This window comes from Candidatus Pelagibacter sp. HIMB1611, from assembly GCF_052047715.1.
Classification (GTDB): Bacteria; Pseudomonadota; Alphaproteobacteria; order Pelagibacterales; family Pelagibacteraceae; genus Pelagibacter.
In genome coordinates this window covers 226,317-242,238 of record NZ_JBNAJM010000001.1, presented here as the reverse complement: position 1 = coordinate 242,238, position 15,922 = coordinate 226,317, and the positions used below count along the sequence as shown (strand labels likewise).

The 15,922-nt window shown below is 30.5% G+C and carries 16 protein-coding genes; 5 read left to right on the top strand and 11 right to left on the bottom strand.

What is annotated here, in order from left to right:
- Position 1: 1 nt before the first annotated feature.
- From ACTTAS_RS01250 to ACTTAS_RS01235, 4 genes are all read right to left on the bottom strand, one after another.
- Entirely contained in the window at positions 2-571 is a 570-nt protein-coding gene (locus ACTTAS_RS01250) for a TRAP transporter small permease subunit (protein WP_262590473.1), read from the bottom strand.
- A gap of 59 nt (positions 572-630) precedes the next feature.
- Entirely contained in the window at positions 631-1,647 is a 1,017-nt protein-coding gene (dctP, locus tag ACTTAS_RS01245) for a TRAP transporter substrate-binding protein DctP (protein WP_262590472.1), read from the bottom strand.
- Between the two features lie 125 nt (positions 1,648-1,772).
- Positions 1,773-2,741 (bottom strand): 2-hydroxyacid dehydrogenase, encoded by a 969-nt coding sequence (locus ACTTAS_RS01240; RefSeq protein ID WP_440652284.1) that lies wholly within the window; start codon positions 2,739-2,741, stop codon positions 1,773-1,775.
- Positions 2,742-4,526 (bottom strand): IlvD/Edd family dehydratase, encoded by a 1,785-nt coding sequence (locus ACTTAS_RS01235; RefSeq protein ID WP_440678052.1) that lies wholly within the window; start codon positions 4,524-4,526, stop codon positions 2,742-2,744.
- 46 nt (positions 4,527-4,572) lie between these two features.
- Here ACTTAS_RS01235 and ACTTAS_RS01230 point away from each other — a divergent pair, with 46 nt between their 5' ends.
- Genes ACTTAS_RS01230 through ACTTAS_RS01220 form a run of 3 tightly spaced genes read left to right on the top strand, consistent with a single transcriptional unit; the run spans position 4,573 to position 7,827 of the window.
- Entirely contained in the window at positions 4,573-6,078 is a 1,506-nt protein-coding gene (locus ACTTAS_RS01230) for a UxaA family hydrolase (protein WP_440678051.1), read from the top strand.
- A 13-nt stretch (positions 6,079-6,091) separates the two neighbouring features.
- Complete coding sequence (locus ACTTAS_RS01225) at positions 6,092-6,961, top strand: DMT family transporter (protein WP_440678050.1); 870 nt, start codon at positions 6,092-6,094, stop codon at positions 6,959-6,961.
- Between the two features lie 8 nt (positions 6,962-6,969).
- Positions 6,970-7,827, top strand: coding sequence for an NAD(P)-dependent oxidoreductase (locus ACTTAS_RS01220; protein WP_440678049.1), 858 nt, complete (start codon positions 6,970-6,972; stop codon positions 7,825-7,827).
- 284 nt (positions 7,828-8,111) lie between these two features.
- Here the strand turns inward: ACTTAS_RS01220 and ACTTAS_RS01215 are convergent, their stop codons facing one another.
- The 3 genes from ACTTAS_RS01215 to ACTTAS_RS01205 all read right to left on the bottom strand — a co-directional run bounded on the left by ACTTAS_RS01215 (position 8,112) and on the right by ACTTAS_RS01205 (position 11,617).
- Positions 8,112-8,633 carry a hypothetical protein gene (locus ACTTAS_RS01215; protein WP_440618226.1) on the bottom strand — a complete coding sequence of 174 codons (522 nt, stop codon included), beginning with the start codon at positions 8,631-8,633 and terminating at the stop codon, positions 8,112-8,114.
- Positions 8,634-8,641: 8 nt separating this feature from the next.
- Positions 8,642-11,071, bottom strand: a complete 2,430-nt coding sequence (locus tag ACTTAS_RS01210; RefSeq protein WP_440678048.1) for an FAD-dependent oxidoreductase — start codon at positions 11,069-11,071, stop codon at positions 8,642-8,644.
- A gap of 78 nt (positions 11,072-11,149) precedes the next feature.
- Positions 11,150-11,617 (bottom strand): c-type cytochrome, encoded by a 468-nt coding sequence (locus tag ACTTAS_RS01205; RefSeq protein WP_440678047.1) that lies wholly within the window; start codon positions 11,615-11,617, stop codon positions 11,150-11,152.
- Between ACTTAS_RS01205 and ACTTAS_RS01200 the strand changes: the two genes are divergently transcribed.
- Together ACTTAS_RS01200 and ACTTAS_RS01195 are read left to right on the top strand one after the other, a co-directional pair.
- Positions 11,612-12,139: a cytochrome b gene (locus tag ACTTAS_RS01200; protein WP_440678046.1), complete on the top strand. Its 528-nt coding sequence runs from the start codon at positions 11,612-11,614 to the stop codon at positions 12,137-12,139. The two genes, ACTTAS_RS01205 and ACTTAS_RS01200, sit on opposite strands and share 6 nt — an antisense overlap.
- A gap of 16 nt (positions 12,140-12,155) precedes the next feature.
- Entirely contained in the window at positions 12,156-13,472 is a 1,317-nt protein-coding gene (locus ACTTAS_RS01195) for an MATE family efflux transporter (protein ID WP_440678045.1), read from the top strand.
- Here ACTTAS_RS01195 and ACTTAS_RS01190 read toward each other — a convergent pair.
- From ACTTAS_RS01190 to ACTTAS_RS01175, 4 genes are read right to left on the bottom strand one after another with little or no spacing between them, the layout of a single operon-like run.
- A complete protein-coding gene (locus ACTTAS_RS01190) occupies positions 13,459-13,896 on the bottom strand; it encodes a DUF4396 domain-containing protein (protein WP_440678044.1) in 438 nt (145 codons plus the stop codon). The two genes, ACTTAS_RS01195 and ACTTAS_RS01190, sit on opposite strands and share 14 nt — an antisense overlap.
- Positions 13,896-14,912: an MBL fold metallo-hydrolase gene (locus ACTTAS_RS01185; protein ID WP_440647622.1), complete on the bottom strand. Its 1,017-nt coding sequence runs from the start codon at positions 14,910-14,912 to the stop codon at positions 13,896-13,898. The genes ACTTAS_RS01190 and ACTTAS_RS01185 overlap by 1 nt, the downstream gene beginning before the upstream one ends.
- 1 nt (position 14,913) lies before the next feature.
- Positions 14,914-15,222 carry an AzlD domain-containing protein gene (locus ACTTAS_RS01180; protein WP_075506129.1) on the bottom strand — a complete coding sequence of 103 codons (309 nt, stop codon included), beginning with the start codon at positions 15,220-15,222 and terminating at the stop codon, positions 14,914-14,916.
- 1 nt (position 15,223) lies between these two features.
- Complete coding sequence (locus ACTTAS_RS01175) at positions 15,224-15,910, bottom strand: AzlC family ABC transporter permease (RefSeq protein WP_262590458.1); 687 nt, start codon at positions 15,908-15,910, stop codon at positions 15,224-15,226.
- Positions 15,911-15,922 lie beyond the last annotated feature (12 nt).

Below are 15,922 nucleotides of genomic sequence, written 5' to 3'. Positions count from 1 at the left end.
CTTACTTTAATTCTTTAGAAGGGTCGTATTGTTTCTCTTTTGGATTTCTCCAATCAATGATTAAGTTATTTACTGATTGAACTGCAATAAGAAATACGCATAAAAGTGTAAGTGGTTTCATTGTAGCTGGAATTGGAGGATCCCAATAAGTTGCAAATCTCTCCCAGGTAGTAAAAGATCTATGTGCATCTTCCCATCCACCATAAATTACTGCTGTAGCAAAAAGAACAATAATTATAGTACTAATTAAGTCAAAAATTCTTTGAGTTGGTCTTCCAACCCAGTCGTAAAGTAAAACTATTCTAATATGGCTTCTTAATCTTGTTGCGTATATTCCACCAACCAAATAGCAAACACCAGCAAGCCATAAACATAACTCATTTGCCCACAAGGTTGGCTTAAATAAAACATATCGCATAAAAATTTCATACATCATCACAATTACAATTACAGGAATTAGATATTTTATTGTGTGACTTAAAAATAAGGAAACTCTATCAATCCAATTAATTGGAAAATCATCTTTACTCGCTACTTTTTCGTTCTGTTCTTGTAACTCTTTATCTATCATTGAGTAAAAATTTTAGATTTTATTCGAAGGGCCTTTTCAGGCCCTTCAAAAATTATTTATTACATAATACCATTAGCTTTCATGTAAGCTTTGTGTATTTCGATTAAAGCCGCAGCTTCTGGAGATTTAGTCTTCCATTCTTCCCAAGCAGCAAGTGCAGCTGTTCTGAATTTAAGTCTATCTTCTCTAGACCAGTCATGAAGAGTAACGCCCATTTCATTTAAAGCTTTAACAGCTTCAGCGTTTTTTCTCTCAACTAAGCTAGTAATAGTTCTTCCAGCGATTTCTATTCCAGCTTTCATAGCACCTTGCTCATGTGGCTTTAACTTGTTCCATACTTTTGTGTTACAAGCTAAGTGGTCAGCCGGCATAGAGTGGAAACCTGGGTATGTAGCATATTTGTTTTGCTCATAGTGTCCACCAGCATAGTTAGTTGCTAAAGATGAATAGTCAGCACCATCGATTAGACCAGTTTGTAAAGCTGTAGGAACTTCACCAAAGTCCATAACGATTGGCTTCGCACCTAAAGTTGTAAAGATCATACTTTCCATTCCTGGAGGTGATCTAAATTTAAAGTCTTTCAATGAAGCAACATCTGGAATTGGTCTGCTAGATATTAAAGACTCATGTCCTGGTATCCACCAACCAATCAAAGTCATTCCATATTTGTTGTATAATGCATCAACAGCATCTTGAGCACCTGGGTAGTTCAAGAATTCATATTGTTGGTATGGGTTATCGTATCCACCCATTACATCACCTGCGAATTGGAACGCTGCATTTTTACCAGTTTGGTAACCAGCACCAGTCATATCACAATCGATAATTCCAGTTTGTGCAGAGTTAAATACCTCAGCAGATTTACCTGTTACTGAAGATGAGTAGAACATTTCAATTTTCAAGCTTCCACCAGAAAACTTTTCTACATTTTTTGCGAACTGAGCCGCAACTTCACCATTTGGTGAGCTAGCAGTAAAGTGAGTTTCAATCTTTAAAGTCTTTGCATTTGCAGAGCCAAATAAAGCAACTGAAACCATAGCCACCGCTGCTAAAGTTTTAGATATTAATTTAAACATTATCTTCCTCTCGTTTATGTTTTTTCGAAAGTTAATCATAAATGATTTTCTATTTCAATTAAATCAGTTTAGTTATTATATATAGAAATTATATATATTTTATAAACACAGAGACTAGAATTGCTCTAAACTACTTCTGAAATCAGAGGTTTTTTATTGAAAAAACAGTAAATATTATCAACTGCCATCATACTCATTGCAAGACGTGTTTCATGTGTCGCACTACCTACATGAGGAAGAACAAAACAGTTATCTAATTTTAAATATCTATTATCTAAATTTGGTTCATTGTTAAAAACATCCAAACCAGCTGCATAAATTTTTTTATTTTCTAGTGCATCAATCAATGCATCATCATTAATTGTTGATCCTCTTGATGTGTTTATAACAACTGCATGTTTTGGTAATAAGCTAATTGTATCTTTATTGAGAATGTATTTTGTTTCTGCGGTAGCTGGTGTGTGTATACTTACAAAATCACAATTCGGTAACATTGAATTTAAATCTGAATAATATTTTGCACCATCCTCTAAATCTGCAGACAACTTATTTCTATTATAATAAATTATTTTCATGCCAAATGCTTTTGCACTTTTTGCAGCCATTCTTCCTATTCGTCCCATACCAATAATACCTAAAGTTTTGCCAGTAACTGAATTACCAATCATAAATTTAGTTAAGTCAGGTTTTTGATTTTTCCAATTATCAGTTCTAACTAAATTATAAGCTTCACCAATTCTTCTTGATGCAGCTAAAATTAAAAGAATAGTAAGCTCTGCAACAGCTTCATTTAACACGTTAGGTGTATTGGTAACTTTTACTTTTTTTTCTAAAGCTGAGTTAACAGAAATATTATCGTACCCCACTCCTACCTGAGCAATGATTTTTAATTTACCATTTAGATTATTGAAAAAATTTTCTCCAATTTTATCAAATCCTGTAGAAATCATCCCATCATAGTCGTTTATTATCTTAATTAATTCACTTTCTGGAATTGGCTCGTCTTTTGGATTTAATGTTACATCAAATTCTTTGCTTAATTTTTCTTCTGCTAAATCTGAAATTTTTCTAGAAACTAATATCTTTGGTTTCATTTAATGAGAGTCTCTAGGTAAACCTTTTGTATGAGATACATCCAAGTATTTTCCTCTAGAATTAATACAAGCACCATCATCTAATTGACCTACTGTATTTCTGAATATTTCTTGCCAAGGTGTTTGATTATTTGCTTTAAATTTCTTTTTATTTTTTCTTCGCTTCTTAAACTCAGCCTGAGAAATTAGTAAATCAACTCTTCTTTTATTTAAATCAATTTTAATTTTATCACCTGTTTTAACTATTCCTAAATCTCCTCCAACTGCGGACTCTGGAGATACATGAAGTATTGAAGGACTTTCAGATGTTCCACTTTGTCTTCCATCTCCTAAAGTAGGAAGATGTCTGATACCTTTTTTTAACAATCTGTCAGGTGGTTGCATATTAACTACTTCTGCAGAACCAGGGTAACCTACTGGACCACATCCTCTAACAATTAATATTGAGTTCTCATCAATTTTTAATTTCTTATCATTAAGTCTTTTATGGTAATCTTCAGGACCTTCAAAAACAATTGCCTTACACTCAAAAGCATTCGGATGTTTAGGGTTTGATAGATATTGATCTCTAAATTCTTTACTGATTACTGATGTTTTCATTATTGCAGATGAGAAGAAATTACTTCTCATAACTAAGAAACCAGCTTTTTCTGTTAGAGCATTTTTAAATGTTTTGATTACTTTGCTATCTACATCAATTTTCTTTTTCAAATTTTCACCTACTGTCTTTCCAGTTACAGTCTTTATGTTGGTATGAATTTTTTTATTCTTAATTAATTCTTTCATAACAGCTGGTATTGCACCTGCTCTGTGAAAACTTTCCATTAAATATTCACCAGCTGGCTGACAATTGACTAGCAATGGAATATCGTGACCTAATTTTTGCCAATCAGATAAATCAAACTTAATACCCATGTGTTTAGCTATTGCACTTAAATGTGTTGTGCAGTTACTTGATCCACCTATTGCGCTTGCAACTACTACTGCGTTTTCAAATGCTTTACGTGTCATGATTTTAGATGGAGTTAAATCTTCATGAACCATTCCAACAATTCTTTTTCCAGTTTCATATGAAATCTGTTCTCTTTCTCTGTAAGGTGCGGGAATTACAGCTCCTCCAGGTAAAGACATACCTAAAGCTTCTGCAACTGAATTCATTGAAGATGCTGTTCCCATAGTATTGCAATGACCAGCACTTGGTGCTGAAGATGCAACCATGTCCATAAATTCTTCGTATTTAATTTCTCCCTTAGCTAACATTTTTCTAGCTTCCCAAACTACTAATCCAGATCCGGCAAGTTTTCCTTTGTAAACTCCATCTAACATTGGGCCACCTGAAAGAACTATTGCAGGAATATTAACTGTGGCTGCTGCCATTAAGGCTGCAGGAGTAGTTTTATCACACCCTGTAGTTAAAATAACTCCATCGATTGGATAACCATACAAAACTTCTACCAAAGATAAATAAGATAGATTTCTGTCCAACATAGCTGTTGGTCTTTTTCCAGTTTCTTGAATAGGATGAGTTGGAAATTCCATTGGAATTCCTCCAGCTCTTCTGATCCCATCTTTAATTCTTTTTGTTAAAGACATAAAATGTCTGTTACATGGAGAAAGATCACTGCCTGATTGAGCAATACCTATAATTGGATTTCCAGATTGCAATTCTTTTCTTGTAAGACCATAATTTAAGTACCTTTCTAAATATAAAGCCGTCATGTCAGGGTTTTTAGGATTATTGAACCACTGTTGACTTCGAAAACTCTTTTTTCTTTTTTTAGGCATAATTAATATAATGGTTTGTTTAAGTTATTGGTTATATAATAAATTTATGAATAATCTAATAGTTTTAAATGGCAATGACAATGTTGGCGTAAGTCAATTTATCATACCAGAAAAAACAAAAATTGAAGGCCATGATATAAGTACCTTAGATCCAATCCCTTTTGGTCACAAAGTATGTTTAAAAGAGATTAAAAAAGGTGATCCTATTATCAAATATGATCAAATTATTGGATTTGCTTTAAATGATATTAAACCAGGAGAGCATGTTCACTCTCATAATTTAGAATTTAGAGAATTTAAAAGAGATTTCAAAGTAACTGATAAATCACACAATGTTGACGAAAAAGCAGATACTTTTTTCAATGGAATTTTAAGGGATAACGGCCAAGTAGCTACAAGAAATTATATTGGAATTGTAAGTACTGTTAATTGCTCTGCAACAGTTACAAAAATGATTGTTGAAAAAATAAAATATTCAGACATTTTAAAAGATTATCCAAATATAGATGGAATTGTTCCTATTACTCACTCAACAGGATGTGGAATGAATACTGAAAGTGAAGGAATGCAAATTTTCCAGAGAACTATAGATGGATTTAAAAATCACCCTAATTTTTCTCATGTTTTTGTTATTGGTTTAGGTTGTGAATGTGCTCAGGTAAGTTTATTTGACGAGTCATTAAAGAAACATAACCGAATTCATTTTCTAACAATCCAAGATGAAGGTGGAACTAAAAAAATTGTTGATAAAGTATTATCTCAAATAAAAAATCTTTTATCTGAAGCAAATAATGTTCAAAGAACATCTCAGCCTGTTAGTCATTTAACTTTAGCCTTACAGTGTGGAGGATCTGATAGTTATTCAGGAATTACAGCAAATCCTGCATTGGGAGTTGCTGCAGATATTTTAGTTAAAAAAGGTGGAAGCTCAATATTATCTGAAACACCAGAAATTTATGGAGCAGAACATTTATTAATTAATAGAGCTAATTCACAACAAACTGCAGATAAATTAATTAAAAGAATTGAATGGTGGAGACATTATACATCGATAAATAATAGTTCTATGGATAATAACCCCGCACCAGGAAATAAAAAAGGTGGACTTACAACTATTTTAGAAAAATCTTTAGGAGCAGTTGCTAAAGGTGGAAACTCAATTTTACAAGACGTATTGAATTATGCTGAACCTTTAAAAAATAAAGGTTTCAATTTTATGGATTCACCTGGATATGATCCAGTATCTGTTACAGGGCAAGTTGCATCAGGCGCAAATGTAATTTGTTTTACAACTGGAAGAGGATCTTGTTTTGGATGTAAGCCAGTTCCAAGTTTAAAGCTCTCAACTAATTCAGCAATGTTTGAAAGAATGTCAGAAGATATGGATATTAATTGCGGAACAATAGCTGAAGGAAAAGAAAAAGTTGAGGAAGTTGGTCAAAAAATATTTGAATTAGTAGTAAATACTGCATCAGGAAATAAATCAAAAAGCGAAATCAATGGCTACGGTGACGAGGAGTTTAATCCTTGGCAAGTAGGCGTTGTAATGTAAAAAATTTCCTAAAGTGCAAAATCAAACATCTTTATTAAACGTAATTTTATTAGCTGCAGGTGGTTTCTTTATGTTTGTTTGTATGGATTCTAGTGCAAAATACCTAGGTACAGTCATGCCTATTCCACAGGCTATATGGGGAAGATTTTTTTTTCATCTAGTATCTTTAATTGTGTTTTTTTTAATTTTTAAGCCAAAAGTAAACTTAAAAAAAAATTTCAAAGTTCAAATAATTAGATCAACATTAATGGTGACAGCTACAACGTTTATGTTTTTTTCTCTTCAAAAGTTTGACCTAGTAGATATTTATGTAGTTTTCTTTACAGCCCCATTAATCGTTGCTTTGCTTTCTGCTTATTTTTTAAAAGATATTTTGACTTTTAAAGGAATTCTTTTGATGCTTCTTAGTTTCAGTTCAATTGTTTATTCTTTAAGTCCTAGCATGAAAATATTTAGTGTAGATTTAATTTTTCCAATCGTTCCACCTATATGTTGGGCGCTTTACCAATTTTTTACAAAAGTTGTATCAAGTGATAACGATCCATTTGCAGCAATATTTTATACTTCTATTTTGGGAGCAATAATATTTAGTATTTATATTTTTTTTAACTGGGAACCATTAAGTAATAATATTTTTTGGTTATACTTAGCACTGCTTGGTATTGCAGGCTTTGTAAGTCACTCTTTAATTATTTATGCAATTCAATTATCAAATTTATCTTTTGTAACTAATTTTCAATATTCTCAACTAGTTTGGTCTACAATTTTTAATTTTTTCATTTTTGGTGTACCTTTTGATGTAAATAAGATTATGGGTGTTGTGGGTGTAATAATATTTGGTTTATTATTTATAAGAACTGAAGGTAAAAAAAAGTTAAATTAGGAGGTTGGATGAAAAATATTGGTTTTATTGGTGTTGGTTATATGGGTTATGGAATTGCTAAAAACATCATTAAGCACAAAAATAATCTTTTTGTAATTGCTAACAAAAATCGTAAACCTATTGAAAAGATAGTAAATGAGGGAGCTGAAGAAGTTAAGTCATTTGAAGATTTTGCGTCTAAAAATTTAGATGCTTTATTTATGTGTGTTACCAACACACCTATTGCAAAATCTATTTCAGAAAAATTATCAAATATCTTGAGTGATAAAACAATTGTGATTGATATTACTACTCACAATAAAACTGGCTCTATTGAAACTGACGCAATTTTTAAATCAAATAATATTAATTACGTTGAATGCCCAGTGATGGGAGGACCTGTTCAAGCAGAAGAAGGTGTTTTGGGTGGTATAGTTGGGGCGTCAGATGAGAATTTTAAAATAGCAGAGCCTTATTTTAATATATTTTGTAAGGATTATTTTCATTTTGGTCCAGTAGGTATGGGTGCAAAATCAAAACTTTTAAATAACTTTTTATCTTTAGGAAATGGAGCATTAGTAAATCATTTAGCAAAATGTGCTACTGGATTAGGATTAGATCTAAAAAAAGTATTTGATGTTGCAAAGCTAGGATCTGGAAACTCTGCGGCTCTGAACAGAGTTTTTGATAATTTACTTAAAGGTGATTACACAGGATTTAAATTTACTGCAAGTAACTCTGTTAAAGATTTAACTTACATTCAGGATCTTTTAAAAGATTTTCCTGAAGCTGAAAAAGTTGCTGAACTAAATAAAAATTATTTTCAAAAAGCTGTTGATGATGGTTATGGAGAAAATTTTATTAGTGAATTAATTAATAAAAAATAATTGAAGGAAGTTAAATAAGATATCGGGAATCTACTAAAGTGGTAGGTTGTATTCAACTTATATATTTGCATTAAATGCAAATAAATTTATTGAAAATAATTTTGATATAATTACCTTTTTATATGAAGGAGGTTTATGTTAAAATTGCTACCACCTGATACTTAGCTGAAGATCGTTAGATATAAAAAAACTTAAAATAATAAAATCCGTTTGGATTTAATGCCAAAGAGGCGATAAAAAGGGAGCTCTTTAGGTATCAACTAAAGAGCGAACCCTTAAAAAAATTAATTTTTAGACTTTAATATTTCTAGCGGGAGTGGTGCTTCAGGATATTTTTTTTCACATAACTTTTCATAAATTTCACAAAAGTTAAAAATTGTTTTTACAACTTCGTTTTCATCTGTTGAGTTTAATTTTGTAATTAACATATCTCGATCTTTTTCTAACTCTTTAATTTGTTCACCTGAAAAAAATTCTCCAGTTTCAATTTCCCAGTAAGTATCCTCTAATTCTACTTCACTTAATTCATTTAATTTTTTTTGTAACATTATAATTGTTTCATCATCAGTTTCTGTGTTTCTCATAGGAGAATTTTTTAATTTGCCTAAACATTTGTCTCTTAAACCATCAATAAAATGATCATAAGGTTTTCCTAAACTTAATTCTTTAAAATGATTACTAATAAAATATTTTTTGATTGCTGAATCTGTAGAAATTTTTTCTTTACCCTTAATTATTGCAACCTGAACATATATCTCTTGAGAAACGTATTCCTCTATATGATCTGTTACTGATACTGGAAGCATTGTTTATTTTAAGACTTTAGCCTGTCGTTATTTGAATCAAAAGCAGGTTCATCAATAACTTTTGATTTAACATCTTTTCCTTGGATTTTAATAAAAAACTCATTTCCAACTTTAGCAAATTCAGTTTTGACATATCCAAAGGCTAAACTTTTGTTTACTCTATACCCATAAGCCCCTGATGTAGTGAGACCCACTAAATTACCATTAGAGTAAATTGGTTCATTTCCATGAGCATCTGCATCTACAGCATCAACTTCCATATAAACTAATTTAATTTTTGGACCATTTTTTATTAAATTCGATACAATTTTGGATCCTTTAAATTCAGATTTTTTTTCAATATTAAAAAACCTTTCCAAGCCTGCTTCAACTACGCTAATTTCTGGAGTTAATTCTGACCCCCAACCTCTGTATCCCTTCTCAATCCTCATAGAATTCATTGCATGAGCTCCAAAATCTATAATATCAAATTCCTTACCAGCTTCACTTAATAACTCATATAGTTTTTCCATGTCTTTAAAGTCATGATGCAGTTCCCAACCTAGTTCACCCATATAGTTTACTCTTAAAGCTTCTACAGTAATGTTACCTAAACTTATTTCCTTACTTTTTAACCAAGGGAAATTTTCATTTCCTAAATCTGTATCTGTTAATTTTTGTAAAACCATTCTTGATTTTGGTCCTATAATACCAATTACACCTTTGTCTAAAGTTATATTTTTAATTTCAACTTTTTCGTTTTCTTTTTTATTCTGATTTAGCCAATCCAAATCTCTAATTTCTGATACTGCACCTGATAATGCGTAATAATGGTTATCTTTTAATTTAGTTAAAGTTAGTTCAGTTTGAATTCTTCCAATATCATTTAAAAGATGAGTTAAAACAATACTTCCATCTTTTTTTGGAACTCTATTAACACAAAGTCTTTCTAAAAAGTTATAACTATCTTCTCCAGTAATTTCATATTTTGAAAAAGTTGATAGATCTATCAAGCCTACATTGTTGTGAACATGTAGACATTCTTTTTGAATTATGGGAAATAAATTATTTCTTTTGTAACTTAATTCTTCTTTAATATTATCTTTATTAAACCAAGCTGGTTTTTCCCATCCATATAAATCAAAATATTCAGCACCTTTTTCTTTCAACTTTTGGTAAATTGGCGTTGTTTTCATTGGTCTTCCAACCTCTACAACATCATTAGGCATTGGAGTTACATACATTCTTCGATATTGCTCTTTTGATTTTTCAACTGAATAATTTTTATCAACCCAGCTCATGTATCTTCTTGGTTCAAATTCCATCATGTTTATTTCTGAGTCACCATGCACAATCCACTGAGCCATGTATTTTCCAGCTCCCCCTCCATGAGCAATTCCAATACTTGCTGCACAAAACATCCAAAAGTTTTTTAGTCCAGGTGCAGGACCAGCTAAAAAATTATCATCAGGAGTATGTGTAATAGGACCACATATAATTCTTTTAATACCTACATCTTTAAACTGTGGAATACGATCCATTCCTTTTTCTAAGTGTTCTGCAATTCTATCAAGATCTGGATCTAACAACTCCATATCAAATTTCCAATCCATTCCATCTAAAGCCCAAGCTGCTACATCTTTTTCATAAGGACCAATTAAAAGTCCTTTGCCCTCTTGTCTTAGATAAGAAGAAGAGTCTGGATCTCTTACAACTGGCAATTCTTTACTTAATTTTTCTATTTCAGTATGTGCTTCTGTAACTAAGTATTGATGGATCATATTTATACTTGGAACATTTTTTAAACCAACCATCTGTGCTACTTCTGGACAAAAACTTCCTGCAGCATTAACAACATGCTCACAAACAATATCACCCTTTTCAGTAATTACTTTCCACTCTCCTGAAGGCAATTTTTCAATATCAGTTACTCTATTTTTTCTATAAATTTTGGCTCCACCATTTCTTGCTCCTTTAGCCATTGCATTTGTAGTGCTAGTTGGATCTGTGTAGCCATCTTCTGGAGTTAAAAAAGCACCTTTAATTCCATCTAACTTTATAAAAGGATGATATTGATGAATTTCTTCTGTTGATATAATTGAACATGGAGAACCAGCTATATCTAAAATTCCTTTAGTATAATCAAACCACTCAAGATCCTCTTTGGTATATGCTAACCTTAAACTTCCTGTTTCATGAAATCCTGTTGGTTGTTCAGTTTCTTTTTCTAGTGACTTATAAAGGTTAGTTGAATGAAGATGTATTTTGGCAAGATTTAAACTCGTTAACATATGAGGACATTGACCTGCAGCATGCCAAGTTGATCCTGAAGTAAGTTCACTTTTTTCAATCAATACGACATCACTCCATCCTTCTTTTGTAAGATGGTAGAGCAAACTAACTCCCATTATTCCACCACCAATAATTACGAGCTTTGCGTGAGACTGAATTTTATCCATAAAAAAATGAAACTACTTAGATTTTAAATTAATTAAACAAAATTAATTTTAATTAACCAAAATGGGTATATGAATTTATTAATGCTGTTTTCTATATTTGGAATGACAGGCCTTACAATTTGCCCACATTAATTTTCCTAGAGTTCCTCTAATATCATCTGCATCTTCTATAATAGAAGTGAGTTTGATCATATTATCAGCAGATTTTTGCATTAATGCGTTGAAAGCATCTTTTTCTTCCCAAATTACAGGTAGTGCTTCTGTTTTAAATCCTTCTTTAGAATTTTCTGGAAATAGATCTAATAAAGTAATGTAATTTTCACTCATTTCTTTCATTAGTTCTATCGCTTCATCAAAATCTCCATTTGAAGAATAAGACTGTACTTTCTTAGCGGTGCTATAATTCTTACTAAATAGTGCTTTTCTACTTTTAATAATATCTTCTACTGACAACTCAGCATTAGCTAATGAGCCAGAAAACACCATAATTAAAGATAAGATTATTGTACCAAAGATCTTCTTGGTATGTTTTAATAAGTTATGCATGTTAAGAACACCTTAACAGAATATGGACTGATTTCAAAGTTAATGCACTGGTTAAGTGCAATCTTGCTTTTAATTCAAATTCCTCTTGGCTTTTATTTAGTTGGTTTAGATTTTGGTGAGGAAAGGATAACTATTGAAAACATTCATGTATTGATTGGTCTTGGAATATTTTACGTTATAATTTTTAGATTACTTAATAATTTGATTAATCCTGTTCCAAAGTTAGGACCTGCTACTTTTATGGGGCAAAGGTTTATTGCTAAACTCAATCATTTGTTGTTATACATTGCAGTCTTATCAATAACTATTTCAGGAATATTGAAAAAACTATTTAATGGTGAACCTTTGGTGATTTTTTTAAAAGAAATAAAAATAAAAGACAATTTTGAACTTGCTGATCAATTTTATAATATTCATATAATATCAAACTATCTACTTATTGGTTTAGTTGCTTTACATGTAAGTGCCGTAATAATTCATAAATTATTCTTTAAAGAAAATTTATTAAAAAAAATATTATAATAATTAATCATCAGACATGGAAAAATCATCTATTGGATATATTTTAAAATTATCTATTCCAATATTTTTTGCCAACTTGGCTATTCCATTAGTGGCAATTATTGATACGTCTTTAATGGGTAACTTAGGTAATGTTTCTTATTTATCTGCAACCTCTGTTGCAGCAAATTTATTTTCAATGATTTTTTGGAGCTTTGGATTTTTAAGAATGGGAACAGTCGGTATGGTTTCTCAAGCTAATGGAGCTGAAAATTATAAAGAAATTATTAATATTGTTTTAAGAAATTTGTTATTTGTAATTATACTTTCTATTGTCTTATTTTTTGCTCAAAATTTAATTCTTAAGATAAGTTTACAAATATTTGATCTAAATTCACAAACTACTTCTTTTTATGAAGAATATTTTAAAATTAGAATTTATTCAGCTCCAGGTGAACTTACTCTTTATATTATAACAGGTCTTTTTGTTGGATTACAAAAAACTAAAATTTCAAGTATTGCAGTAGGATTTTTCTCAATATTAAATATTATATTGAGCATAATTCTCGTAACTCAATACAATTTAAATATTAAAGGTGTTGCTTATGGAACTCTTTTTTCTGGGATAATTACCTCTACTGTTTTTTTAATTTATACTTTTTTTTATTTAAACAAGCTTACAAAGATTAATTTTATATTAAGGGAAATTGTTGATCTAAATAAATTAAAAAATATTTTTAATATTAATTTTAATATTTTTATTCGAACTATATTACTTACTTTTTCTTTTTTGTGGTTCACATACCTTGGATCAAAAATTGGAGAAGAGTATATAGCTGCTAACGCAATATTAATTAATCTCGTCTTTCTATCAGCATTCATTTTAGACGCTTACGCATTTTCAACTGAAGGAATTATTGGTTATTCATTGGGTAAAAAAGATAAAAATTTATTCAGTTCAATTGTTAAAAATTCTTTTATTTTAAGTTCAGTTACAGGCTTAGGTATTTCTGTTGTTTATTATTTTATTCATAAGAATGTGATTTATATGATGTCTGATATTGATCTAATAAGATCTTTAAGTTTAGATTATTCAATTTGGATGATTATCTTGCCTTTTTTTGCATCTTTTTGTTATCAATTTGATGGTATTTTTATTGGAGCCTCTCAAACAAAAGAAATTAGAAATGCTATGTTTTTTTCTGTTTCTTTATATTTATTAATTTCTTTAGTTCTTACAAATTACATTTCAAATCATGGTGTATGGATATCACTAACGATATTTATGATTTTGAGAGCTTTGTCTTTATTTTATTATTTAAACAAGATTTATTTAAGATTTAATGACAGTTAATCCCGTATTTTTTTAATCTCCAGTAATTGTAGGGCCATGGAGTTAAAAAACCTACTATCAGCATAATTGGAATAACCCACCAAGTTAAAATGGCACCACCTGTTAAAACAAAGTCGGTCAAATTCATCGTTACTTCCATACTAATCATTGAAATCAAACTCATTCCAGAAGCTGTCTTCAAAGCATTATTAAATACAAAACCTTGTCTCATTAGGATTATTGTTTCTAATATTATACTTGTAATTAAACCGTTTATTATTGCTAGAATCATTATACCTAATACTGGAAGAGGAATTTGTGTAAGTTGAAAAAATAAAATTGTTCCAAAATCTCCGATGGCACAACCTAATAGACACCATGCTGTATTCTTTGCACTTCTTCTCCAAGTATGTTTACAAGACCAATGAAAAGTTGATGCTGTCATTAGTTAATTTCTAATCCTTTTTTTTTCCATTTTTCTAGCCCACCAATTAAGTGAAAGCAGTTACCAAAATTATATGATTTAGAAATCTGAACTGCCAAAGTAGATCTGTGTCCATGAGCACAGTAAAAAAGAATTTTTTTATTTTTTAAGCTATCTTTATTTTTTTCAATGTAATCATGCATGGAAGGAAATGGGACTATATTACTGTTATCTAATTTACCTTCTTTATCTATTTCATTTTGCTCTCTTAAATCTATCAGAACTGTATTCTCCTCTTTTTTAATCTTGTTAAACTCCTCTGGCTCAATTCCATTGTTTACTTTTTGACGGTTTAAATCAATGCCCAACTTAAGATTACTTGGAACTGCAACATCCATCATTTTGGGATCTGGTAAATTTAAATTATTCATAATATCCACGTACTCTTCTACTGATTTTACCTGTAATCTTGGATTAAATTGTCTTTCTTCTATAATAGTACTTACCATTTCTCCTTTATAATCATGCGCAGGATAAACTAGAGTTTGATCAGGTAGTTTTAATAATTTGTTAAATATTGAATTATAAGAGTCTTTAGGATCTCCGTTTTGAAAATCTGTTCTACCAGTACCTCTAATTAACAATGTATCTCCTGTAAACACTCTATCACCCATCAAAAAACTAAAGCTCTCAGAAGTATGGCCAGGAGTGTATAAAGCTTGTAGATCAATTCCATCTATTTTGATTATCTCTTCATCTGATACTCTCATTGCAACTACATCGGCAGGAGTTTTATTACCCATAACAGTTACACAATTAGTTTTATCTCTTAGTTCAGCAATTCCAGAGATATGATCTGCGTGAATATGGGTATCTATCACCTTTACTAATTTTAAATCTAATTGATTTAACAAATTAATATACTGATCAACTTTTTCTAAGACTGGGTCTATTATTAAAGCTTCACGTCCCCTTCCAGATGCAATTAAATAAGTATAAGTGCTAGAAACACTATCAAATATTTGTCTAAAGATCATTTTAGATAAATATCAAAAACCAATAAGAAATTAAACCAGACAAAATAGTTGCGATTATATTTCTTGAAAAATAACCAACAATTACAGCAACAATTGCAGCAAATATTTTAGGGTCATCCATTTCAATGAACTGACCGTAGTCATTTATAAAAATTCCTGGAAATATTATTGCAGGAAACACGGCTGATGGAACATAAGCTAACACAGCTTTTATTTTATCTCCCAACATATCTCTACTCACTAAGGCTACCATCGTCATTCTAGTAAAGTAAGTTAATATTCCTGCAACAATAATTGATAACCAGGTCATTTTATTTTTTTAACCTCAATATTAAAGCCGCAACAAACAAAGCGAGTATAGGTGAAATAATTATATAAGATCTAAATGGAGCATCATAAAATAATAACGAACTCAATCCACATACAATCATTACAATTAAGTGATCAAGTTTTTTTAAATCTTGTATTACAATAGCTATAAAAGTAAGTGGTATTGCAAATTTTAGTCCAAGCTCCTCTGGAACAAATGAACCTAAAATAATCCCTGACAATGTAGCAATTTGCCAACAAACCCACATCGTGCAACCTGTACCAATCAAATGATAGTGTAAGTATTGCTCTGATTTGTTTTTTTTAAAAAATTTATTAGATTCTGCAAAACCTTGATCGACAATAATATAAGAGATTAATAATTTTTTTATTAATGATAATTTTTCTAGGTACTCTGATAAAACTGCTCCATACAAAAGATGTCTTGAATTAATAACGCCGACAGATGTTGCTGCCACTAATCCAGACGCACCACCTGATAGTAATTGTAAAAAAACAATTTGTGATGCACCACCAAAAATAATAATAGACATCGCATATACTAATAATGGGTCAAATCCCAATTCAACACCGATAGCTCCACAAATTATTCCAAATGGGATCACAGACAACATGTGTGGAGAAATATCCAACATGCCTCTAGTAAATAATTGTTTTTTTGTAAGCATTTATTTGGGTTC

Excerpts from the sequence above, each read along its gene's own strand:
- ACTTAS_RS01250 (WP_262590473.1), bottom strand. The coding sequence starts at position 571 with ATGATAGATAAAGAGTTACAAGAACAGAACGAAAAAGTAGCGAGTAAA.
- dctP (WP_262590472.1), bottom strand. The coding sequence starts at position 1,647 with ATGTTTAAATTAATATCTAAAACTTTAGCAGCGGTGGCTATGGTTTCA.
- ACTTAS_RS01240 (WP_440652284.1), bottom strand. The coding sequence starts at position 2,741 with ATGAAACCAAAGATATTAGTTTCTAGAAAAATTTCAGATTTAGCAGAA.
- ACTTAS_RS01235 (WP_440678052.1), bottom strand. The coding sequence starts at position 4,526 with ATGCCTAAAAAAAGAAAAAAGAGTTTTCGAAGTCAACAGTGGTTCAAT.
- ACTTAS_RS01230 (WP_440678051.1), top strand. The coding sequence starts at position 4,573 with ATGAATAATCTAATAGTTTTAAATGGCAATGACAATGTTGGCGTAAGT.
- ACTTAS_RS01220 (WP_440678049.1), top strand. The coding sequence starts at position 6,970 with ATGAAAAATATTGGTTTTATTGGTGTTGGTTATATGGGTTATGGAATT.
- ACTTAS_RS01215 (WP_440618226.1), bottom strand. The coding sequence starts at position 8,633 with ATGCTTCCAGTATCAGTAACAGATCATATAGAGGAATACGTTTCTCAA.
- ACTTAS_RS01210 (WP_440678048.1), bottom strand. The coding sequence starts at position 11,071 with ATGGATAAAATTCAGTCTCACGCAAAGCTCGTAATTATTGGTGGTGGA.
- ACTTAS_RS01200 (WP_440678046.1), top strand. The coding sequence starts at position 11,612 with ATGCATGTTAAGAACACCTTAACAGAATATGGACTGATTTCAAAGTTA.
- ACTTAS_RS01205 (WP_440678047.1), bottom strand. The coding sequence starts at position 11,617 with ATGCATAACTTATTAAAACATACCAAGAAGATCTTTGGTACAATAATC.
- ACTTAS_RS01195 (WP_440678045.1), top strand. The coding sequence starts at position 12,156 with ATGGAAAAATCATCTATTGGATATATTTTAAAATTATCTATTCCAATA.
- ACTTAS_RS01190 (WP_440678044.1), bottom strand. The coding sequence starts at position 13,896 with ATGACAGCATCAACTTTTCATTGGTCTTGTAAACATACTTGGAGAAGA.
- ACTTAS_RS01185 (WP_440647622.1), bottom strand. The coding sequence starts at position 14,912 with ATGATCTTTAGACAAATATTTGATAGTGTTTCTAGCACTTATACTTAT.
- ACTTAS_RS01180 (WP_075506129.1), bottom strand. The coding sequence starts at position 15,222 with ATGACCTGGTTATCAATTATTGTTGCAGGAATATTAACTTACTTTACT.
- ACTTAS_RS01175 (WP_262590458.1), bottom strand. The coding sequence starts at position 15,910 with ATGCTTACAAAAAAACAATTATTTACTAGAGGCATGTTGGATATTTCT.